This window comes from Acidiluteibacter sp., from assembly GCF_055129545.1.
Genome location: NZ_JBSRUB010000004.1, coordinates 37,625 through 56,368, shown reverse-complemented (window position 1 = coordinate 56,368; position 18,744 = coordinate 37,625). Strand labels below are relative to the sequence as shown.

19 protein-coding genes and 1 tRNA gene are annotated in these 18,744 nt (G+C 35.0%); 13 read left to right on the top strand and 7 right to left on the bottom strand.

Translation table 11 applies throughout. From position 1 onward, the window contains the following. Positions 1-43: 43 nt before the first annotated feature. The 4 genes from ACTB0X_RS01585 to ACTB0X_RS01570 all read right to left on the bottom strand — a co-directional run bounded on the left by ACTB0X_RS01585 (position 44) and on the right by ACTB0X_RS01570 (position 2,539). Positions 44-130 (bottom strand) — tRNA-Ser (locus ACTB0X_RS01585). A gap of 787 nt (positions 131-917) precedes the next feature. Continuing rightward, positions 918-1,457: a hypothetical protein gene (locus ACTB0X_RS01580; RefSeq protein WP_463023226.1), complete on the bottom strand. Its 540-nt coding sequence runs from the start codon at positions 1,455-1,457 to the stop codon at positions 918-920. After that, a complete protein-coding gene (locus ACTB0X_RS01575; protein WP_463023225.1) occupies positions 1,444-2,211 on the bottom strand; it encodes an ImmA/IrrE family metallo-endopeptidase in 768 nt (255 codons plus the stop codon). Before ACTB0X_RS01575 ends, ACTB0X_RS01580 begins: the two co-directional genes overlap by 14 nt. Beyond that, on the bottom strand, positions 2,204-2,539 hold the full coding sequence (locus tag ACTB0X_RS01570; protein ID WP_463023224.1) for a helix-turn-helix transcriptional regulator: 336 nt from the start codon (positions 2,537-2,539) through the stop codon (positions 2,204-2,206). The genes ACTB0X_RS01575 and ACTB0X_RS01570 overlap by 8 nt, the downstream gene beginning before the upstream one ends. A 657-nt stretch (positions 2,540-3,196) precedes the next feature. Here ACTB0X_RS01570 and ACTB0X_RS01565 point away from each other — a divergent pair. The 13 genes from ACTB0X_RS01565 (at position 3,197) to ACTB0X_RS01505 (ending at position 17,159) form a co-directional block, all read left to right on the top strand. Beyond that, entirely contained in the window at positions 3,197-4,459 is a 1,263-nt protein-coding gene (locus ACTB0X_RS01565) for a PD-(D/E)XK nuclease family protein (protein ID WP_463023223.1), read from the top strand. Between the two features lie 64 nt (positions 4,460-4,523). Further along, positions 4,524-6,095 (top strand): type I restriction-modification system subunit M, encoded by a 1,572-nt coding sequence (locus ACTB0X_RS01560; RefSeq protein WP_463023222.1) that lies wholly within the window; start codon positions 4,524-4,526, stop codon positions 6,093-6,095. Continuing rightward, positions 6,092-7,273 carry a restriction endonuclease subunit S gene (locus tag ACTB0X_RS01555; protein WP_463023221.1) on the top strand — a complete coding sequence of 394 codons (1,182 nt, stop codon included), beginning with the start codon at positions 6,092-6,094 and terminating at the stop codon, positions 7,271-7,273. Before ACTB0X_RS01560 ends, ACTB0X_RS01555 begins: the two co-directional genes overlap by 4 nt. 59 nt (positions 7,274-7,332) lie before the next feature. Further along, positions 7,333-7,731, top strand: a complete 399-nt coding sequence (locus ACTB0X_RS01550; protein ID WP_463023220.1) for a GxxExxY protein — start codon at positions 7,333-7,335, stop codon at positions 7,729-7,731. Positions 7,732-7,818: 87 nt separating this feature from the next. Then, the gene (locus ACTB0X_RS01545; RefSeq protein ID WP_463023219.1) at positions 7,819-11,256 is read left to right on the top strand and encodes a DEAD/DEAH box helicase family protein; all 3,438 of its coding nucleotides are present in this window, start codon (positions 7,819-7,821) and stop codon (positions 11,254-11,256) included. 12 nt (positions 11,257-11,268) lie between these two features. Further along, positions 11,269-11,472 carry a hypothetical protein gene (locus ACTB0X_RS01540; protein ID WP_463023218.1) on the top strand — a complete coding sequence of 68 codons (204 nt, stop codon included), beginning with the start codon at positions 11,269-11,271 and terminating at the stop codon, positions 11,470-11,472. 140 nt (positions 11,473-11,612) lie between these two features. Further along, positions 11,613-12,038: a DUF6998 domain-containing protein gene (locus ACTB0X_RS01535; RefSeq protein WP_463023217.1), complete on the top strand. Its 426-nt coding sequence runs from the start codon at positions 11,613-11,615 to the stop codon at positions 12,036-12,038. A 14-nt stretch (positions 12,039-12,052) separates the two neighbouring features. Continuing rightward, positions 12,053-12,238 (top strand): hypothetical protein, encoded by a 186-nt coding sequence (locus ACTB0X_RS01530; RefSeq protein WP_463023216.1) that lies wholly within the window; start codon positions 12,053-12,055, stop codon positions 12,236-12,238. Positions 12,239-12,249: 11 nt separating this feature from the next. Further along, positions 12,250-14,334, top strand: coding sequence for a hypothetical protein (locus tag ACTB0X_RS01525; protein WP_463023215.1), 2,085 nt, complete (start codon positions 12,250-12,252; stop codon positions 14,332-14,334). 147 nt (positions 14,335-14,481) lie between these two features. Then, positions 14,482-15,015, top strand: coding sequence for a hypothetical protein (locus ACTB0X_RS01520; RefSeq protein ID WP_463023214.1), 534 nt, complete (start codon positions 14,482-14,484; stop codon positions 15,013-15,015). 6 nt (positions 15,016-15,021) lie between these two features. Then, a complete protein-coding gene (locus tag ACTB0X_RS01515; protein WP_463023213.1) occupies positions 15,022-15,486 on the top strand; it encodes a helix-turn-helix domain-containing protein in 465 nt (154 codons plus the stop codon). Continuing rightward, positions 15,476-15,910 (top strand): hypothetical protein, encoded by a 435-nt coding sequence (locus tag ACTB0X_RS01510; protein ID WP_463023212.1) that lies wholly within the window; start codon positions 15,476-15,478, stop codon positions 15,908-15,910. The genes ACTB0X_RS01515 and ACTB0X_RS01510 overlap by 11 nt, the downstream gene beginning before the upstream one ends. 382 nt (positions 15,911-16,292) lie before the next feature. Further along, positions 16,293-17,159 carry a hypothetical protein gene (locus tag ACTB0X_RS01505; RefSeq protein ID WP_463023211.1) on the top strand — a complete coding sequence of 289 codons (867 nt, stop codon included), beginning with the start codon at positions 16,293-16,295 and terminating at the stop codon, positions 17,157-17,159. Positions 17,160-17,208: 49 nt separating this feature from the next. Here the strand turns inward: ACTB0X_RS01505 and ACTB0X_RS01500 are convergent, their stop codons facing one another. The 3 genes from ACTB0X_RS01500 to ACTB0X_RS01490 are packed head-to-tail and all read right to left on the bottom strand — an operon-like array spanning position 17,209 to position 18,680. Continuing rightward, the gene (locus ACTB0X_RS01500; protein WP_463023210.1) at positions 17,209-18,156 is read right to left on the bottom strand and encodes a HipA domain-containing protein; all 948 of its coding nucleotides are present in this window, start codon (positions 18,154-18,156) and stop codon (positions 17,209-17,211) included. Beyond that, a complete protein-coding gene (locus ACTB0X_RS01495) occupies positions 18,149-18,484 on the bottom strand; it encodes a HipA N-terminal domain-containing protein (protein WP_463023209.1) in 336 nt (111 codons plus the stop codon). The genes ACTB0X_RS01500 and ACTB0X_RS01495 overlap by 8 nt, the downstream gene beginning before the upstream one ends. Beyond that, complete coding sequence (locus ACTB0X_RS01490) at positions 18,465-18,680, bottom strand: helix-turn-helix domain-containing protein (protein WP_463023208.1); 216 nt, start codon at positions 18,678-18,680, stop codon at positions 18,465-18,467. Before ACTB0X_RS01490 ends, ACTB0X_RS01495 begins: the two co-directional genes overlap by 20 nt. Between the last annotated feature and the right edge of the window lie 64 nt (positions 18,681-18,744).

Genomic DNA, 18,744 nt, shown 5'->3' with positions numbered 1-18,744 from the left:
TTCAACAGTTTTCTCTGTTCTATTCCAGTCTTTCAATTTCTTGCGGAGAGAGGGGGATTCGAACCCCCGGATCCTTTACAAGATCGGCAGTTTAGCAAACTACTGGTATAAGCCACTCACCCATCTCTCCTAGCTTTCCGTTTCAAATCCTCTTCACATAACACAATCGATATTGTGTCCATCCCTCAAACGGGAGAGCAAAAGTAATAATCTATTTCAAATCTAAAAGCATTATTGAGAAAATTTTCTACTTTATTTTTTATTCCCCTTTTTACAATAAAAAACAGTCTTTTTATTATTCCTTAATGAGTTGATTTTTTTGATGATTTGTTCTAAAGTTTGTTTTAAAAAAAATGTATTTTGCTTTCGATGAATACACTCCAACTGATTAATTCGGGCATTTCCGTACAATTTTTAAAAGTAACCTGAGTAGCTAAATTTGTACCCTTAGTATTTTTTAAGGCACTTCGATATAGAATTAATCTACCCCGAGTGGTTAATTCGGGCACTTCGATACAATTTTGCTTTCAGCAAAACCACTCAGTGTCCGAATTAATTGTATCCAAAGGCACAAAATGAACCACTCAGTGTCCGAATTAATAGTATTGAAGGGTACATTAATTCCACTCAATGTATTTTTTGAGGTAAATCCAATTTAGGATGCTCAAAACTCAACCGAAGTCAATTGCCACGAATTATCAATTTGAGTTCTTCTGCACGATATCTGGCTTCTTTATCAGTACTAGTAGAGAAAGTCGCATTAGATACTCAATCAGCTTCTTCTCAAAAATGAGTTGGCAGGGTCAAAGAAAAAAGTGATTCAGAGGATTCTGAATCGCTTTTTTGTGAGGCATTCTATTTATCTAAGCGGAAATAAAGTTTTTGGTTTTTTGTTTATTTGGAAGAGAGATATTGAGCTAAATCTCGAAATTCCGTGGTTTAATGTCTTTAATCGATTGAACTTTTTTTGGAATTTTATGCTTGGCACTGTGAAGTTTTTGAATAAAGTTATCTGCCCTTTTATCATCCATGAGATCATTTTGATAAGCATAATCAATAAAATCTAGTGTAGTGAAATACGTAATATTATGCTGTTTGCAATAGTCGGCAATGTCTTTTAAATTACTACTTCCTATAATATCACTGGAATGTCTCGCTAAAGCCATACAGGCACTTTCTCCGGAACCTCTAAATTCTTTGTTTTTTAGATATAAATATTCCTTACGAACCGCTTGATCACTTTCAGGGAAGGGAAAAAGTGTTAGAATTCTTTGATTGAGTAAATTGTCTATTTCTGTTTTCTTTTTCTTGAATCTTTCAAGTTCTTTATAAACTTTATCTAGAACAAATAATGGAAAAGGAAAAATTTTTGGGAGAAGATAAATTTCCCCGCCACTTATAAAGTGAGAAACAACATCTGCGTCAATCAATATCTTTTTAGTTTTACTCTTCTTCATTCGAATTTTCACTAAAAAGGTTTTCTAACTGTTCTGCAGGAACACCCCAATCGCTTAAAAGAGATAGATAATGTGATTCTGATATTTTCTCTTCCTCTAATAACTTTCTTGCTAAGCTTCCGTAGTTACCCAAAGCCAAGTTTTCATTCCCTTTTTTATATAAGCTTGTCGTAAATCCATGCGCAATGGCAGAACGTTTTACATTGGAGCAATAATGGTCATAGGTTTCTTTACCTACCAACTCCATTTCCTTGAGCCTAGTCCATAGTGCAGATCTTGAGCAAGAGTAATAGTGCTCAATTTTTAAAAGAGTAGGAATCGTAATTTTATTTTTCTTTTCTAATTCTTCATTTGGGATCAAGTTCATTACGCCCTGTTCTGGCAACAATAAATAACTTGCAAACCGATCAGCGTCGTATTCTACACCCGACTTTTTATCAAAAAGACCGGTATTGCAGGTCATTGAGGTAAAGTTTTCTTGAACGTACAAATGGTACAGTTCGTGGCAAATTGTAAAATGTTGCTTTCCTAATGAGTGGTTACTGTTTACCATCATTAATCGAATATCGGGAACATTTTCTGCTGAAATTTTAATAGCCATACCAGAAAAATCTCCACTAAGTGCTTGAAAATTACTGATTACATTTAGGTTTTGCAGTAAACTTTTAAATCGGATGGCATCGTTGCTTCCAATGTCATGATTTCTGCGAAACTCACTGGCTTGCTTTTGTAAAAGCGATACACTATTAACCATGCTTTATCATGTTTAAATAGTTCTTAGCTATGGTTTTAAATTTGGCGATTGATTCCAAATCTTCCGGTTGCAATTGATCAGCTCTAAATGCAAAGGATAAGTTGAGCTCTTGGTCTGCAATTTCACTTTCTTCTAAATCATATTCATCTATTCCAAAAAGTTGTGCTGCTTTTTGCAATAGACTAAGTGGCATAGCTCGTTGCGCATTTTCGTAATAAGACACTTCTTCTCGATTAATTTCTAAATAATCAGCAAGTTGTTGCTGAGATAAATTTAGTTTCTCTCGAAAGAGCTTCAGGTTATTTCCAAGCGTTGTATTAGGAGTCATGATGGCGGGTTTTGATGTTACAAATGTAGTCTATTATTTTATTTGTACGAAATTTTGTAACAAATGTTGTGAATGGAGTGGTAGAAATAGTAAATGTGTAATTGGCTTTTATATATTATGTAAATATAAAATTATTAGGTTTTTTTATTCCCTAGCTTTCTCAATTCCTTTTCTAAGAATTGCAATTAAAGCTTTTCTTGTGGCAACCTCAATACAGGATGACCAAAGCGAAGATCTATCCTGCCACTAAAAAGCCATTGTTTACTTCAAACTATCTTGAAAACAAAAAGTGCATTTCGATACAAAATGAAAGCACCATGAATAGTTAATACGGGCACTTCGATACAATTTTAATATACCCCGAGTGGTTAATTCGGGCACTTCGATACAATTCATTTTGTACCTTGAGTGGTTAATTCGGGCACTTCGATACAATTTTGCTTTCAGCAAAACCACTCAGTATCCGAATTAAATGTATGAAGGGTATATTAATTCGCTATTCGCGAATTGCAAATTAATTTCAAGCACGGTTGTAAAGAAAATAGCTTTCCAAATTCAGTTCTCACTCAATTTTGGCTGTTTAGTCATTTTTATTTCCGAATATCTATTTTAATCCTTAGTTTAGAAGCCCTTAAAAGAACTAAAACTGAAAAAAATATGTCGCAGACTAATAATCCCTACCAATGGTTAGAGGATCTAATCAACTCCTTGCCTGAATTGCCAAAAGAAAGAAGAAATTTCTTCGATATCTCTGGCTTCCCAAGCTGGGAAAATGTCAATAGTAATTTCCTAGCCTTTTACCTTCAAGAGAATGAAGAACACAATTTTAAGAAGCTATTTTTTAATAGTTTATTGGATTGTATTTCAGATAAGCTGAATGGCGGTAAAGAAGGAGAAGATCGAATTTTTAAAATAGAGAATTTCGATTCTCCCTTTTCTGTTTACAGAGAATACACCACACTTAAAGGTGGGAGAATTGACCTGTTAATAGAAAGTGAGAGTAATGACAGTGAGACTGAAGCCAAAGAAGAAGATCAAGAACAAAAAGAGGATTGGGCCATAATAATCGAGAATAAGATTTATCATGAACTTAAAAATGATTTAAATGATTATTGGAATACGGTTAAAGCTAAAAATAAAATTGGCATAGTACTTTCCAAATCGAAGAGCGACTTAAAACTTTACAAACTAAAAAATGGTGTTGAATACATTTCTATTACCCATTTGGAGCTAATCAACCAACTAGAAAGTAACCTTTCAGAATACTTTTTGGAAGCGGACGACCGTCATCTACTATTTTTAAAAGAATACTTTTTGAACATCAAAAACTTGTATAAAAATTATAATCCCGAACATATTATGAAAGAGCAATTAATTCAATTCCAAAATGAGGCAACTAATATTGAAAAGTTATTGGTTACCAATACAAAGCTTTTGAATTATGTAAATAATGAGAGTAACGCTGCTTTTAAAGAAATAGGTTGTAGACCTAGTACAACAACTATAGGTACTCGATTTAAACACTATTACTTTGATTCTAAGAACACGATATTCATTGAAAAAAAATGGGATAAAAAGATTACTGATAACTTTCGATTCTTTGTAGATATGAATCGATTGAGATTCAAAAAGAACTATTGGTGCCTATTTGAAGTGATTAAGAATAACCATAAAAAGAATGGTGAGGATTTAATTAAAATGCTAAATGAAAAATTTCCTAATTCTAATCGATTCAAAATGGTAGTTGAAGGTGGAAGTAATCAAACCCTTTTAATGAGTATAAGTTTCGATTTAGCTCAATTGAAGGATTCAGAGTTTAGTGCTATTGTGGAGACAGGAGTGAGAGCAAGTTTGACTTTCAACTCACCTTTAGATGTATTAGATACCATTTTTGAATTTTACAAAACAATAAACCTTTAACCCACCACCACAGCCCAATTGAACATTATATTTACAACTTAGAATTTAAAGCAAAACACAATACATGATAACAGGAGAATTAAGAGGTCAAGTTGATAAAATATGGGAAGCATTTTGGAACGGTGGAATAGCCAATCCATTGTCTGTGATAGAGCAGTTTACCTTTTTGTTGTTTTTAAGACGGTTGGACGAGCGACAAATAACTGAGGAAAAGAAAGCCAATTTGATTGGTGAAACAATGAAGAACCCCATTTTTACGGACAAAGAAGCGGAGTTGCGTTGGAATTCGTTTAAAAATAAAGATCCTGAAGCGATGTTTGATTTGTTTACCAAAACAACAGACAAACGACCGTTAACCGTGTTCGACCACATGAAAGAAGTGGGCGATTCGGTGGGTGTATTTGCGCAATACATGAAAGGAGCCACTTTTATGATTCCAACTCCACGATTGTTGGACAAAGTGGTGCAGCAAATCGACCTGATAGTAATGGACGACAGAGATACCAAAGGCGATTTGTACGAATACATGCTTTCTAAAATAGCATCTGCAGGGCAAAACGGACAATTTAGAACGCCTCGCCACATTATTAAAATGATGGTGGACATGGTGCAACCCAAAGAAACCGATACCATTTGTGACCCTAGTTGCGGTACAGCTGGTTTTTTGGTGACTGCCGGAGAATACTTCCACGACAACCACGATAAACTATTCAATAAACCAGACTTTAGAAAGCATTTCGATACTGAAATGTTTACTGGAATAGAATCCGATCCTACTATGTTGCGGATTGCAGCCATGAATTTGCAATTGCACGGCATAGAAAAACCCAATTTAATTGGCAAAGATTCATTGAGCAACAGCAACGGAGATGTGCGAGAACAATTCTCTTTAATCTTAGCGAATCCGCCATTTAAGGGCAGTTTGGACTATGACGATGTAGAAGCATCGGTATTGAAAACGGTGAAAACCAAGAAGACTGAATTGTTGTTTTTGGGCTTGATGCTACGGATGTTGAAAACAGGTGGACGAGCAGCCGTGATTATCCCAGATGGCGTATTGTTTGGAAGCTCAAACGCACACAAACAAATCCGTTCGGAGATTATCCAAAACCACCGACTAGAAGCCGTTATTTCTATGCCGAGTGGTGTGTTTAAACCCTATGCAGGAGTAAGCACCGCAGTGTTATTTTTTACCAAAACAGGCACTGGCGGCACCGACAACGTTTGGTTTTACGACATGACCGCCGACGGCTTCAGCCTAGACGACAAACGCGCCGAAATAAAAGACAACAACATTCCTGATATTATTGAACGATTTCACTCTTTGCAGAGTACCCTGAGTGATTTTTCCGGGCGTCTCGATACTAATTCTGATACTCAGAATTCACTCGACGACCGAAAAAATAGTATCGAAGGGCACTCTGCGGAACACCTGCGCCTCCGCACTGACAAATCCTTTCTCGTACCATTTTCTGAAATAAAAGCCAACGATTGGGATTTGAGTATAAACCGCTACAAAGAAATAGAATACGAAGAAATAGCCTACGAAAAACCAACGGACATTATAGCTGCCATTGAAGCCATAGACCAAGAAAGAAACCAAGCATTAACCGCTTTAAAGGAGATGTTGAAATGAGGATGGTAGAGTTAGGAACTGTTTGTGAAATTAAAAATGGCTATGCTTTCAAAAGCTCAGAATTTCTGACTGAAGGAGTACCTCTAATTAGAATATCAAATTTTGATAATGGGCCTGTTTCAATCAACAAATCAAGTGTATTTGTAGACCAAGAAAACCTAAATACTAAAAGAAATTTTTTAGTTGAAAAAGGTGATGTTTTAATTGCTTTGTCAGGTGCTACAACTGGTAAATATGGATTTTACGATAAAGATGAACCAAGTTTATTAAATCAACGAATTGGATTACTAAAAAGTGGAGTTTCCCAAGAGTTAAACGACAGATATTTTTATCATTACCTATCAATTTTACAAGACAAAATACTAAGAAAAGCAGGCGGTGCTGCGCAACCAAATATTAGCACTAAGGCAATTGGTGAGTTTCAAATCCCACTCCCACCACTTCCCCAACAAAAAAAGATAGCGGCTATTTTAGATGAAGCAGACAGCTACCGCCAAAAAACAAAAGCACTCATTACCAAATACGATGAATTGACCCAAAGTTTGTTTTTGGACATGTTTGGGGATCCGGTAACTAATCCAAAAGGGTGGGATGAATTTCCTATAAATAAATATATAAATATCAAGCATGGATTTGCATTTAAAAGTGAATTTTTTGTTGATGAAAGCGACTACACTTTATTGACACCTGGAAATTATTATGAACAAGGAGGATATAAGAATCAAGGTCAAAAACAGAAATATTATAATGGAGTGATTCCTAAAGATTATATTTTAAAAGAAGGAGATGTATTGGTTGCTATGACAGAACAAGCAGCAGGATTGTTAGGTAGTACACTATTTGTCCCAAGTGAAGGGGTTTATCTTCATAATCAACGTTTGGGTCTATTTGAATATAAACTAGATATTAATCCAACATTTATTTATACAGTTTTTAATCAAGATAGTTTTAGAAAAAGAGTTCATAAGGATGCGACTGGAACTAAAGTCAGACATACTTCTCCTTCGAAACTAATGAATATAGAAATTGGTTTCCCTCCAATCACACTCCAAAACCAATTTGCAGAAAGAGTAGAAGCGATAGAAGTCCAAAAAGCACAAGCCCAAGCCGAGTTGGTAAAGGCAGAGGAGTTGTTTGGTAGTTTGTTGCAGGGGGCGTTTAAAAATGGTAAGAATTAGGATTTTTTGGATTTACGGATTGTTGGATTTGATTGTAAAAGGAAGAAAGAAAAAATAGAATGGAAGAAATAAGGGATGATTTAACGTACAAAATTATTGGTTGCGCCATGAAGGTGCATTCCGTATTAGGTAACGGATTTCAGGAGGTTATTTATCAACGAGCACTTTCTATTGAAATGAAAAACCAAGGATTATCATTTGCAAGAGAATTAGAAATGCCACTTTATTATGATGGACAGGGAATTGGCTCTCGTCGAGTAGATTTCTTAGTGGAAGAAACTGTGATGGTTGAATTGAAAGCATTAGTAAAAATGGAAGATGTTCACTTGGCACAAGGGCTTAATTATTTGGTAGCCTATAAAGTTGATTTGGGCTTATTGCTTAATTTCGGTGCAAGAAGTTTGGAAGTTAAACGCTTACGACATCCCAATAATAAATACCCCAATACAACTGATTAATTGAAATGCGAACAAAATCCAATCATCCAATCATCCAAAAAATCCCAATTCGGACAATGGAGTGGCAAATAATTAACAAATGAACCCATGAGCAATTTTGTGTTTCTAAAACAAGAGTGGTCTTCTATTTACAAGAAGATGAAAAAGGCGGAGGAGCGGATCAATACAGAACCTGTTTCTACGGCCAACTATTGCCGTTTAATTTTAGAGGAATGCATGCATTTGTTGCATGATCTGGAGTTCATTGATTTGCCGTACAACAAAGAGTTGGTGAATTTGATGGAGCAGGAGGAGATCAAGGCGATTGTACCGTATCATCATCTAACTGGGTTGCACATTGTAAGAAAAACTGGCAATAATGCAGCGCACTATGGCAATAGAGTAAACCCTGCAGATGCCTTGGTGAGTATAAAATACTTGTACGGGTTTTTGAAATGGTTTGCAGGAAATTACTCCCAAGAAGAAGTGAGTTTGCCTGGGATTTTTGACATGAATTTTGTTCCGAAAATTGGGGCACAAAAAAGGCAATTAAAAGAACTAGAAAAAGAAAGAAGCAAAGAGCAAGACGAGCTGTTGGCTAGAGTAGAGGCGTTGCAGAAAGCAAACGAAGCCGCATTAGAAAAAGCAAGAGAAAGTGAAGAAGCTTTAGCGAGATACGCTGAAAAAGAGAAAGAAGCGAAGGCCGTTCTGAAAAAGCAAAAGGAAGAACGATTAATCGAAGTGCCTTCTGAATACAACGAAGCAGAAACGAGGAAAAACCTCATTGATGTCAATCTAAAAGAAGCTGGTTGGTATGATTTAAAGCCCAATTACCATATCGAATATCCGGTGAAAGGAATGCCCATAAATGCAGATAATCCAAAAGGCAATGGCTTTGTAGATTATGTGTTGTGGGACAATGTGGGCAAGCCTTTGGCCATTATAGAAGCCAAAAGAACCACTAAGGCAGCTGAGGTGGGCAAGCATCAGGCGTTTTTATATGCCAATTGTTTGGAGGAAATGCACGGGCAGCGCCCAGTTATTTTTTATTCCAATGGGTATGAAACCAACATTTGGGACGATACTTTTTACTCGGCACCACGTCGGGTGTATGGCTTTTACACCAAAGATGAATTGCTGTGGATGATTCAAAAACGGAAAACCAGAACAGACATTCGCTTGGCCAACCCTAATGCTGATATCGCCGGTAGACCTTATCAGATAGAAGCGATAAAGCGAGTGGCAGATTCTTTTGTGGTGAAGACGAAGGACGGCTTAAGAGGAGACATGAGAAGTGCTTTGTTGGTAATGGCTACAGGAAGTGGTAAAACAAGAACAGCGGCTGCATTGGTCGATTTATTGATTAAAAATAATTGGATTAAACGGGTGCTGTTTTTAGCCGATCGGAATGCGTTGGTTCGTCAGGCCAAGCGGAATTTTGGTGAATATTTGCCCAACCTTTCATCAGTAGATTTAACAGAAGACAAGGAGCAGGATGGAGTTCGGTTGATTTTCAGTACGTATCCAACCATGATGCACCGCATAGACAATGTGAGTAATTCTGACGAGCGTTTTTATGGCGTGGGTCATTTTGACCTAATTATAGTTGATGAGGCGCACCGTTCTATTTACAGTAAGTACAAAGCTATATTTGAGTACTTTGATTCGTTAGTGGTGGGATTAACAGCTACTCCGAAGGAAAGTATCGATCACAATACATTTGAATTGTTTGGTTGTCCAACAAAAGATCCAACCTTTAATTATGATTTGGAACAAGCAGTTCCTAAATACCTGACTCCATATAATAATCAAGATGTTTCCACAGAATTTATCCGAGAAGGAATAAAGTACAGCGAGCTTTCTGATGAAGATAAAAGGCAATACGAGGAAACCTTTATGGATAAAACCACGGGGTTGTTTCCAGAAGAAATTGAAGCCAGCCAAATGAATAAGAAGCTCTTCAATATAGATACGGTGAACAAGGTGTTGGATACTGTAATGGAAGAGGGGTTGAAAGTAGAAGGTGGCGATAAAATTGGTAGAACCATCATTTTTGCGGTGAATCAGAATCATGCTCAGTTTATTGTAGAATGTTTTGAAAAAAGATATCCCGATAAGCCGGCAGGTTTTATTGCTTCGATTCACAATAAAGTATCGCATGCGCAAAGTTTAATCGATTCATTCTGTGATCATTTTAATGAGAACTTACCACAAATTGCCGTTTCGGTAGACATGATGGATACAGGAATTGATGCTCCAAGAGTATTGAACTTGGTGTTTTTTAAAGTGGTACGGTCGTATGCTAAATTTTGGCAAATGATAGGAAGAGGAACTCGTTTGTGTCCAGATGTTTTTGGTCCAGGTCAAAAGAAGACAGAGTTCTTGATTTTTGATGTGTGCATGAACTTTGAGTTTTTTGGAATCAATAAGAATGGAAAAGAATCTACTTTGAGTAAACCCATTTCTCAATTGATTTTCGAATCCAGACTGCAGTTGAGTCGATTGTTGGCGGAAACTGGAGATGCTGATAACATTGCCCTTTCTAGTGAACTGTTGGATATTTTGCATGCCGCTATAAAAAACTTAGACCGTTCGAGGTTTCAAGTCAACATGAATTTGAGGTATGTGGATGATTTCAAAGATAGAGGAAGGTGGAATAATTTATCTGCGGACGATGTTCATCAAATAGAAACTCATTTGTCGGATTTGCCGTCGCCGGAGAAAGTGAACGAAGTGGTGCGACGCTTTGACTTGATGATGTTGAAATTACAAATCGCAACTCATTTAAAATTGAATTCAGAGAAAGGTTTCCACGAAAAGTTGATTGGAATAGCAGAACGTTTATCTGAAAAGTATACCATTCCTCAGGTGTTGAGATCAACAAAGTTGATAGAAAATTTAAAGGATCCTAATTTTTATACTGCTTTAAAACAGCGAAGGATAAACGAAATACGTGAAGAAATTCGTGAATTGGTGCAGTACTTAGAAAGTAGAGAACAAGAGCCATTTTACACCAATTTTACTGATTCTAAGGCAGAGGTGAAGGACGGAGCTACAATATACAACACGGCTAATTCATCGCTTTATAAAAAGAGGGTAGAGGCATACATTCGAGAGAATAGAAACTTGTTGGTGATTTCTAAACTGAATACCAATCTACCCATTACAGAAGATGAATTGAAGCAATTGGAGACCGTATTGTTTGATGGAGCAGACAGAGGGAGTGTGGAAGATTTCAGGAAATCTTATGGAGCAGAACCGCTTGGGAAATTTGTCAGAAGTATAATTGGTCTAGATGTTAAAGCTGCACAAGAAGCATTTGCGACTTTCCTTCAATCGGGGAATTTTACGGCCAATCAAATCACCTTTATTCAAAAGATAATCGAATTTTTAAGCACCAACGGAACGATAGATAAGCGGATGTTGTTCGAATCTCCATTCACGGATTCTCACCAAGACGGTGTGTCTGGGATCTTTGACGACGGTGATGCGGTGAAGATTATCAGTATTATAGATACTATAAATGCGAATGCGGGGGTGGCGTAAAAAATAAAAGAAATGATTTTACATGAAGCCATAGCGCAAATTTTAGTTCGTGAGAACAGATCGATGAAAGTAGCAGAAGTTGCTGAAGCGCTCAATAAGAATAATTTAAAACTAATAGAAACGATACTTCCGTCTAAAAATATAATTGAGGAGTACAACCGAATTATTCAAATTATCAATAAGAAGCAAGAAAATTTGAAAATTCAAAACGAATAGCTTTCCTCTCTTCGGGATTGGTTCTTGCCGATGTTGATGAATGGGCAGGTTACGGTAAAAGGGGCTTATGATAAGTTGGAGGAAGTTGAGTTGGGAGTTGCAGCTGAAGGGGGAGGGGAGTATAAATAAAAGGAGAGATTATGGAAAAACAAAAGCTTAATGAAACATTAAAGTCAATAGCTGATTCTTACAAGCTATTAATGGATGAAGGCATAATTCGCTCTAAGGTAATGGTTGGTGATTTAGGCGAGTATTATTGTCAGGAATTCGGTTTAGTCAAGTTGGTTGACAATAAAGTAAATGAGGGGTTTGACGGAATAAACAAAGCAGGTAAAAAGGTTCAAATTAAAACACGAACCACACCTGGCAATACTGCCAAAATTTGGCTTCGAAAGCGAAACTTTGAAGAGTTAATGTTTGTGGAGCTGAATGAATATTATCAGCCCACACTAATTTTTAGTGTTAAAGTTGAGTTAGTTGAAAAGAATTTAAATGGTAGGGAAGATGGAATCTCAGTAGGTAAATTGAAGAAACTAGAAAGAATAGAAACCTATTTTAAAAAGTAAATCACAGAGAAAAAATGACTTTCAATACATCGACAACTTATAACAAACAAAACCAACTACTTTCCTCTCTTCGCGATTGGTTGTTGCCGATGTTGATTAATGGGCAGGTTACTGTTTTGCTCAATTTGACCAATATCGGTTATGATAAGTTGGAGGAAGTAGAGTTTTGGGTTGCCGCTGAATTGGATGAAAAATATTAAAAATACAAATTATGGAATTAACTAAACTATACGAATTAAGACATTCATTTTCAATAATAGGAATTACAGGTAGAACAGGCTCTGGCTGCACTAAATTAGCTCAAATTCTATCTTCAAGTTTTGAAGATGTAAGTATAAAATATTCTTTAATTCGGAAGCCTGAGGAATTAACTCTAACTAAAGAGGCAACGAATAGAAATTTCATTCAGAAGTATAAGGTAGCGTACAATTATTCTTCAACTAACTGGAAAAAATATATTCACATAGAATATAAAAATATATTGTATGCAATGTTAATATTTGAAACAATCGGAAATGAAAAGTTATTAGATGAAGTCTTAAAAAACTGCTATAAAATTGATGAAATACTAGAAAATAATGAAGCAGTTGATCTTGCAACCAAGTTAATTAGAGATTTCCAATCTAATCTCAAATTTGTTGAAAGAATAAGTTTCGAAAAAAAATTAAGTGATGAATTAATGTTAAAAATTTGGGAAGTATACGACTCGCCGAAATTTAAAGATTTACTTAAAGATTTGAATAATGCTCTAACAAAACATTATTTTGAAAGAACATTATTACTTCATAGGATTGGGGATAATTATAGAACATTTGGAACAGCATATAGTGTAGAAAATGAAAACCCAAGTCTAGATAATATTTATACTATTATTCAATTTATTAATGGTTTAATAAAGCAAATTAAAAATGCTAATCGTGTAAATAGTAATTGTCATATTGTTATTGATTCGTTACGAAATTCAATGGAGATTATGTTTTTAAAAGAACGATACTCTGCTTTTAATATGATTGCAGTAAAAGGAGAATCAAGAAGGTATAGATTAGAAAGAAGAATAAAAAAAATTAAAATTACAGAGGACGAGCAGAAAAAACTAGTTGATAACTTAATTGAATTAGATAATATAGAATACCGATGTAATGACTATAAAAAAGGCTCACTTGGATCTCCTGATGTTCAAAATTGCATAGCTCAAAGTGATATTCATGTTTTCAATGCTGATGAGTCTACTAAATTAAAGAATGACAGAAGTATTACTCTAAAACAATATGGAATTGATTATTTCAATAAGGATAAGACAATTAGTAATCGATTTTTTTCTCTTGGAGAACAAGTATTAAAATTTCAAGCATTAATTCAACAACCAGGAATTATAACCCCATCTTCTACAGAACGGTGTATGCAAATTGCTTACAGCGCAAAATTAAATTCTGGTTGTATATCAAGACAAGTAGGTGCTGTTGTTACTGATAAGAATTTTTCAATAAAATCAGTTGGTTGGAATGACGTCCCATCTGGAGCCACACCTTGCAATTTAAGAGATATAAGAGAATTAGAGGAAGATAAAATAAAAGTCTTTACAGACTTTGAAAAAGGTGTTGGGAAAGAAGAGTATGAGTCAAACAAGTCTGAGACAGAAGAATCTCATTTAAATTTAAGTGACTCAAAAAAATTCAAAGATTATCTACTAGATACATATCAAAATGCAAGTGAGAAAATGGGTAAGTCTGGAAAACCCTGTTCATTTTGTTTCAAGTCGGCATATAATAAATTTTCTGGAGAGGATAATCAAGTTCATACAAGATCATTACATGCGGAAGAAAATGCTATGCTTCAGATTTCTAAATATGGTGGAATTGCATTAGAAGGTGGAAATCTTTTTACAACTGCTAGTCCTTGTGAATTATGTTCTAAAAAGGCTTATCAATTAGGAATAAGAAATATTTATTACATCGATCCTTATCCTGGTATATCACTTTCTCATGTTTTAAAGAACAACTCTTCAAGTGACCCAATTGTAAAATTCTTTCAAGGGGCAGTAGGTAGAGCCTACCATAGGTTATATGAACCTTTTATGGCCTATAAAGATGAATTAGCTATAGAAACTGGACTAAAACCAGAAGAACCACTAGAAATTCAAATTAAAGAATTGGTCGAAGTCATTAAAAAGAATACTGAAAAGAATAAACTAGACAAAGATCTTCAAAAGAAAATTGATGGAATGAGTAAATCAGACTTGAAGAAAATTTTAACCAAGCTTGTTGATAATTTAGGAAATAAAGATTCAATAGATTAATTAAAATTCTGATAAATAAACTAATATATAAAAAAGTAATCCTAACTGATAGTCAATACCTAACTGACGGCCATAAGCCATATAAGTTGGTAGTTAATCCTTAATCTTGTTAAGTTTTAGTTAAAAATAAACCTGTAGGTTGATTTTGTGAAGATAGTGTCTATATTTGCGGAGAATTTGTTTGCCTTTCATTTCAATGAAGAGGTAGAAAACGAATTCGCAAAACTTCTAGGAGAAGATGGAAAATGGACAGATCCGAGCTACCTCATAGAATTTGTAGAAGAACATAAATCTGATGTGCCTGACAATGAAAATATCAATGAATTACCTCAAAAACTAATTCAAAGTGCAGATGAAATCAATGATATATTATACCAAAGTAGTAAAGGAAAAGCAACCCTCGGAGGTTTTTTTAAACCACTCAACAATCAAGAATATCACGAAGGTGAACTTTCTAGGAAGAAGGGAAGAAAAACCTATTTTCGACTATATGCCTTAAAAATAGATACGGAGTGTTTTGTTATTACAGGAGGAACGATAAAGTTTACTCATTTAATAAAAGACAGAACGCACACTCAAGACGAGCTGAATAAATTAGAAAGATGTCGCAGTTTTTTAAAGGAACAGGACGTATTTGATTCCGATTCGTTCTATGAGTTCTTACTAGAAGATAACGAGTAATACCATATGAAACTGACCAATAAAGAAAAATTTTTAGCTTTAGTAAGCGATAACGACAAGAGTTCGTTAGACGCTATAACTTGGAGGGCAGAAAACCAGAGATGGTTGAAAAACGCTCAGGCTGTTGCGCTAATAATCCTACAAAACCTGAAGTCAAAAAAGATGACCCAAAAAGGGTTAGCCGAATTGATGCAAGTTTCTCCTCAGCAAGTAAACAAATGGGTAAAAGGAAAAGAAAATTTCACCTTCGAAACCATTTCAAAAATTGAGGCTGCACTTGGCATTGAACTAATTCAGGTAGGCGTAAAAGAGACGCAAGAAATTAAAGTAGAAATCAAATTTAGCTTTCATCAGGCTATTCGAGCGGTTCATACGGTAGGACACTACTCCAAAATTACTCACAACGAGCCCAAAGTGATTCAATTGAATCAGCAAGGAGTTTGGGAAAAAAATAAAAAATATGCCTACTAATAAAAAAGTTGGCTTTTATTTAGCCAATATAAATACAGAGCAGTTTGCAATTCTCATTAAAGAGTTAGAGAATGTTTCAGAACTAAGTTTGAACATTGACATCAATTTCGGAATAGATGCTAACACCAACATGATTGGTTGTTTTGTAAATATTAATTATTTGCAAAATGGTCAAGTTGCTATGGTAATAGAGGTGAAGTGTGAATTTCAAATTGAACAAGCAGCTTGGGCTAGTTTTATAAAGCCTGGTAAAAAGTTTAAAGTTTCAAAAGGGTTTCTACAGCATTTAGCGATTATAAGTGTGGGCACTACTCGTGGAATTTTGCATGCTAAAACAGAAAAAACAGAATACAACCACTATCCTTTACCAACCATTAACGTTAGCGAAAAATTAACGACAGATCAGGTCTTTGATTTGGATTAATTAACTGTTGGCTTACCTTTAATTATCGCTTAAAATCATATGTATATTGTATTAGAGTAGGGATTGGCAAGATTGGCTAAGAATGATTGATTTTTTAATAGAAATGGCTCCCAAAATGGTGAATGCTTTTAAAAAGCCAGTTGCTAAATTGAATAGCTCTATTAAGATGGAATTGTAGTTGGTTTTTTAGAAATTACTGCTGAAATAGTTATCTTTGCATAGCACAATGCAAAAGTAAATTTCCGGAAATCTCTCAATTTTTTCCTCCGGAAATTCAGATAGACAAGACCAATGATTAAGCTTTAGGCCATTTTTTATTCAACGAAAACAGAAATAAACTAGTTTTCCAACTTTTTTGTTCCATTATTAAAGACATAAAAAAATGAATTCTTTCTATAGCCTTGTAAAAATATCGCCCAATTCTTTTACCCAAGATTCTATTATCATTGGATTAATCGTTTTTGATGGCCATTCATTTCATTTTCAATTTTCTGATTTAAAAAAGAGAGTTGCAAAATCATTAATGAAAACCGATTCTAAACAGATAGACTTATTAGTGAAGGAAATAGCTGCTAATCTTCAAAAAGTAAATAACCAAAACAAGAATCAAGAGCACGTATTTTTTAATATCAATCAACCTATATCAGAAAACTACTTTGAATACCTTTCGAAGTATAGTAATGGTATATTAGGCTTTACTGCTCCTAAAGCAATTTATGATAGCATTAATGTAGTGAAATTTAATCAGCTTTTTCATTTATTGGTAGATCAAATAGAACCCATCCAAAAAGAAAAAAACACGGAGAAAGAAGTTCAATTTTACAATAGGGTAAATTCAAAGTTAATTACTCGAGTAGCTAAAAAAGTACATACCAATATTGAGTTAGATTCGAGATTTGCGCCTACGCTATTGAGTGCCTTTAAAATAGATTGTATAGGTAAGAATGGTGCCTTTATAGGTGCGAAAACATTACCACTTACCAAAACTACAACTACTTTACACAAAGAGCTTAATACTTACATAAGTGTAATCGCACATCTAAAAACGATAAAGGCTGTCGATCATAAGAACAACCAGTTCTTTTTAATCTCTGATGAGCCTACTTCGAAAACTTCCGAAGAATATAGAATCTACAAACAATTAAAAGATGCGGAGTCAATCTTCAATTTAATTAGTTCTGAAGAATCGGAAATTATAGCTGAAAAAATAGAATCTCAGAATGCTCAAATATTTTTAGAGGGTTATTAATTTTTACGTGGCCTAACTTTTCGTTTAGAGTAAAATAGCCCTCATTTCCTTACCCATCAATCAATCCCACTCGTTTACTTATTAATTTTTTATAGCTGACTTTGTGCTTTTCATCTAAAAAGGAGCTGTCTATTAATTGAGTGGCTTCAGGAAGCCATTTGTTTAATTTTTTGTAGACGGTGTTGATTTGTTTGTCATTCAATTTTAGACCTTGTCCAAAACGGTCAAAATAGCTTTTATTAAAATTTTGTTTCTTGCCACCAAGCAATAGAGCGGTGTCGTCTTTGTCTTTTGGTAAAATCAATTTTACATTTAACAAATCGTAGGCAGGAGCAAATGTCCATCCGATATCGGAAAGAATCATTGAAAAATTTTTCAAGTGCATGTCATTGTTTCCAATCACATAATTAAATAGGGTCAATTCAAAGAAACGGAGCTTGTCCAATAGGGTATTTACTGAAAGGTCACCAATTGTTTTCCCAACTGCCTCCATGCTGCCTTTGTATTTATCTTCTAGCTCTAAAATTTGCAAAAAATCAATCATGTGATTTTTTGAATGGTCTTTATTGCGGTCTATTCGTTTGGTAATGTAGCACAACTCTCCGGATGCTAAACGAATCATATTTGCAGGAACGGTATCTATTTTAAACAAGGAAGCTAACTTCATAGAAAGGTGTTCGTTCTCTGGCATCTGGTCATAATCGGTATTTTGTGGTTTCAAGATGTAGTTTCCATCCAATGCGTCTAGAATGGTTAAGCGGCCTTGGTGTCCATTTTTGATTTCGGTTTTCACCCAGCCTAAAGATAGTTTGGGCTGCACACCAGGAACCGTTATGGACAATTCTGCTGCATTTTTTGCCAATTGTTCCAATTCAGAAAACTGATAGGGTAGAGCAGGAGCATGCTTGGTTCCATAAAATGCTTTAATGCATTTTAGGTGGTAATCACCTTCAGATTTGTCATCCAATTCTTTGTAACAGTACAAACACTTATCCATTGGCTTTTTCTTTTATTGGGTGAACACTTACTGCACCTATTGCGTTTTGACAGCAGGCTAACAGCAATCCCATTCTATCATTTTTATTTATTTTCCAGCTTTCTGCTGCAATGTTTAGCAACCAGCCTTCAGGAATTAATCCATCAAAAAATGGGAAAAGTCTTTTGCTCTTATAGGGACGGTTTGTTACTGGCATTTCAAAGGTTATCAACTGATTGGGATGTTCTAAGGCATAGTGTTCGTCGTATTCAAATGTGTACGCCCCATTATCTTCCTCAGTCAAGGTTCCGGCTATTTGGTTGTTGTATTTAACTATTCCCTGTCTCATCGTTTTCATTTATTGGTCCTAACACATGGCCAAAAAGCAGTAGCACTTGGTTTACCTTAGATACACTTAGGTTATCTTTCCCTTGTTCTATTTTTCGAATGACAGTTAAGGCCACTCCAGCTTTCTCTGCAAATTCCTCTTGGGTGATGCCCAATTGTTTTCTTTTGGCTTTTACGAACTCTGTAAGTTTGTTCATTTTATATGCATTTGAATATAAAAGTAATTATTTATTTCAAAATATATGCATTTAGATATAAAAA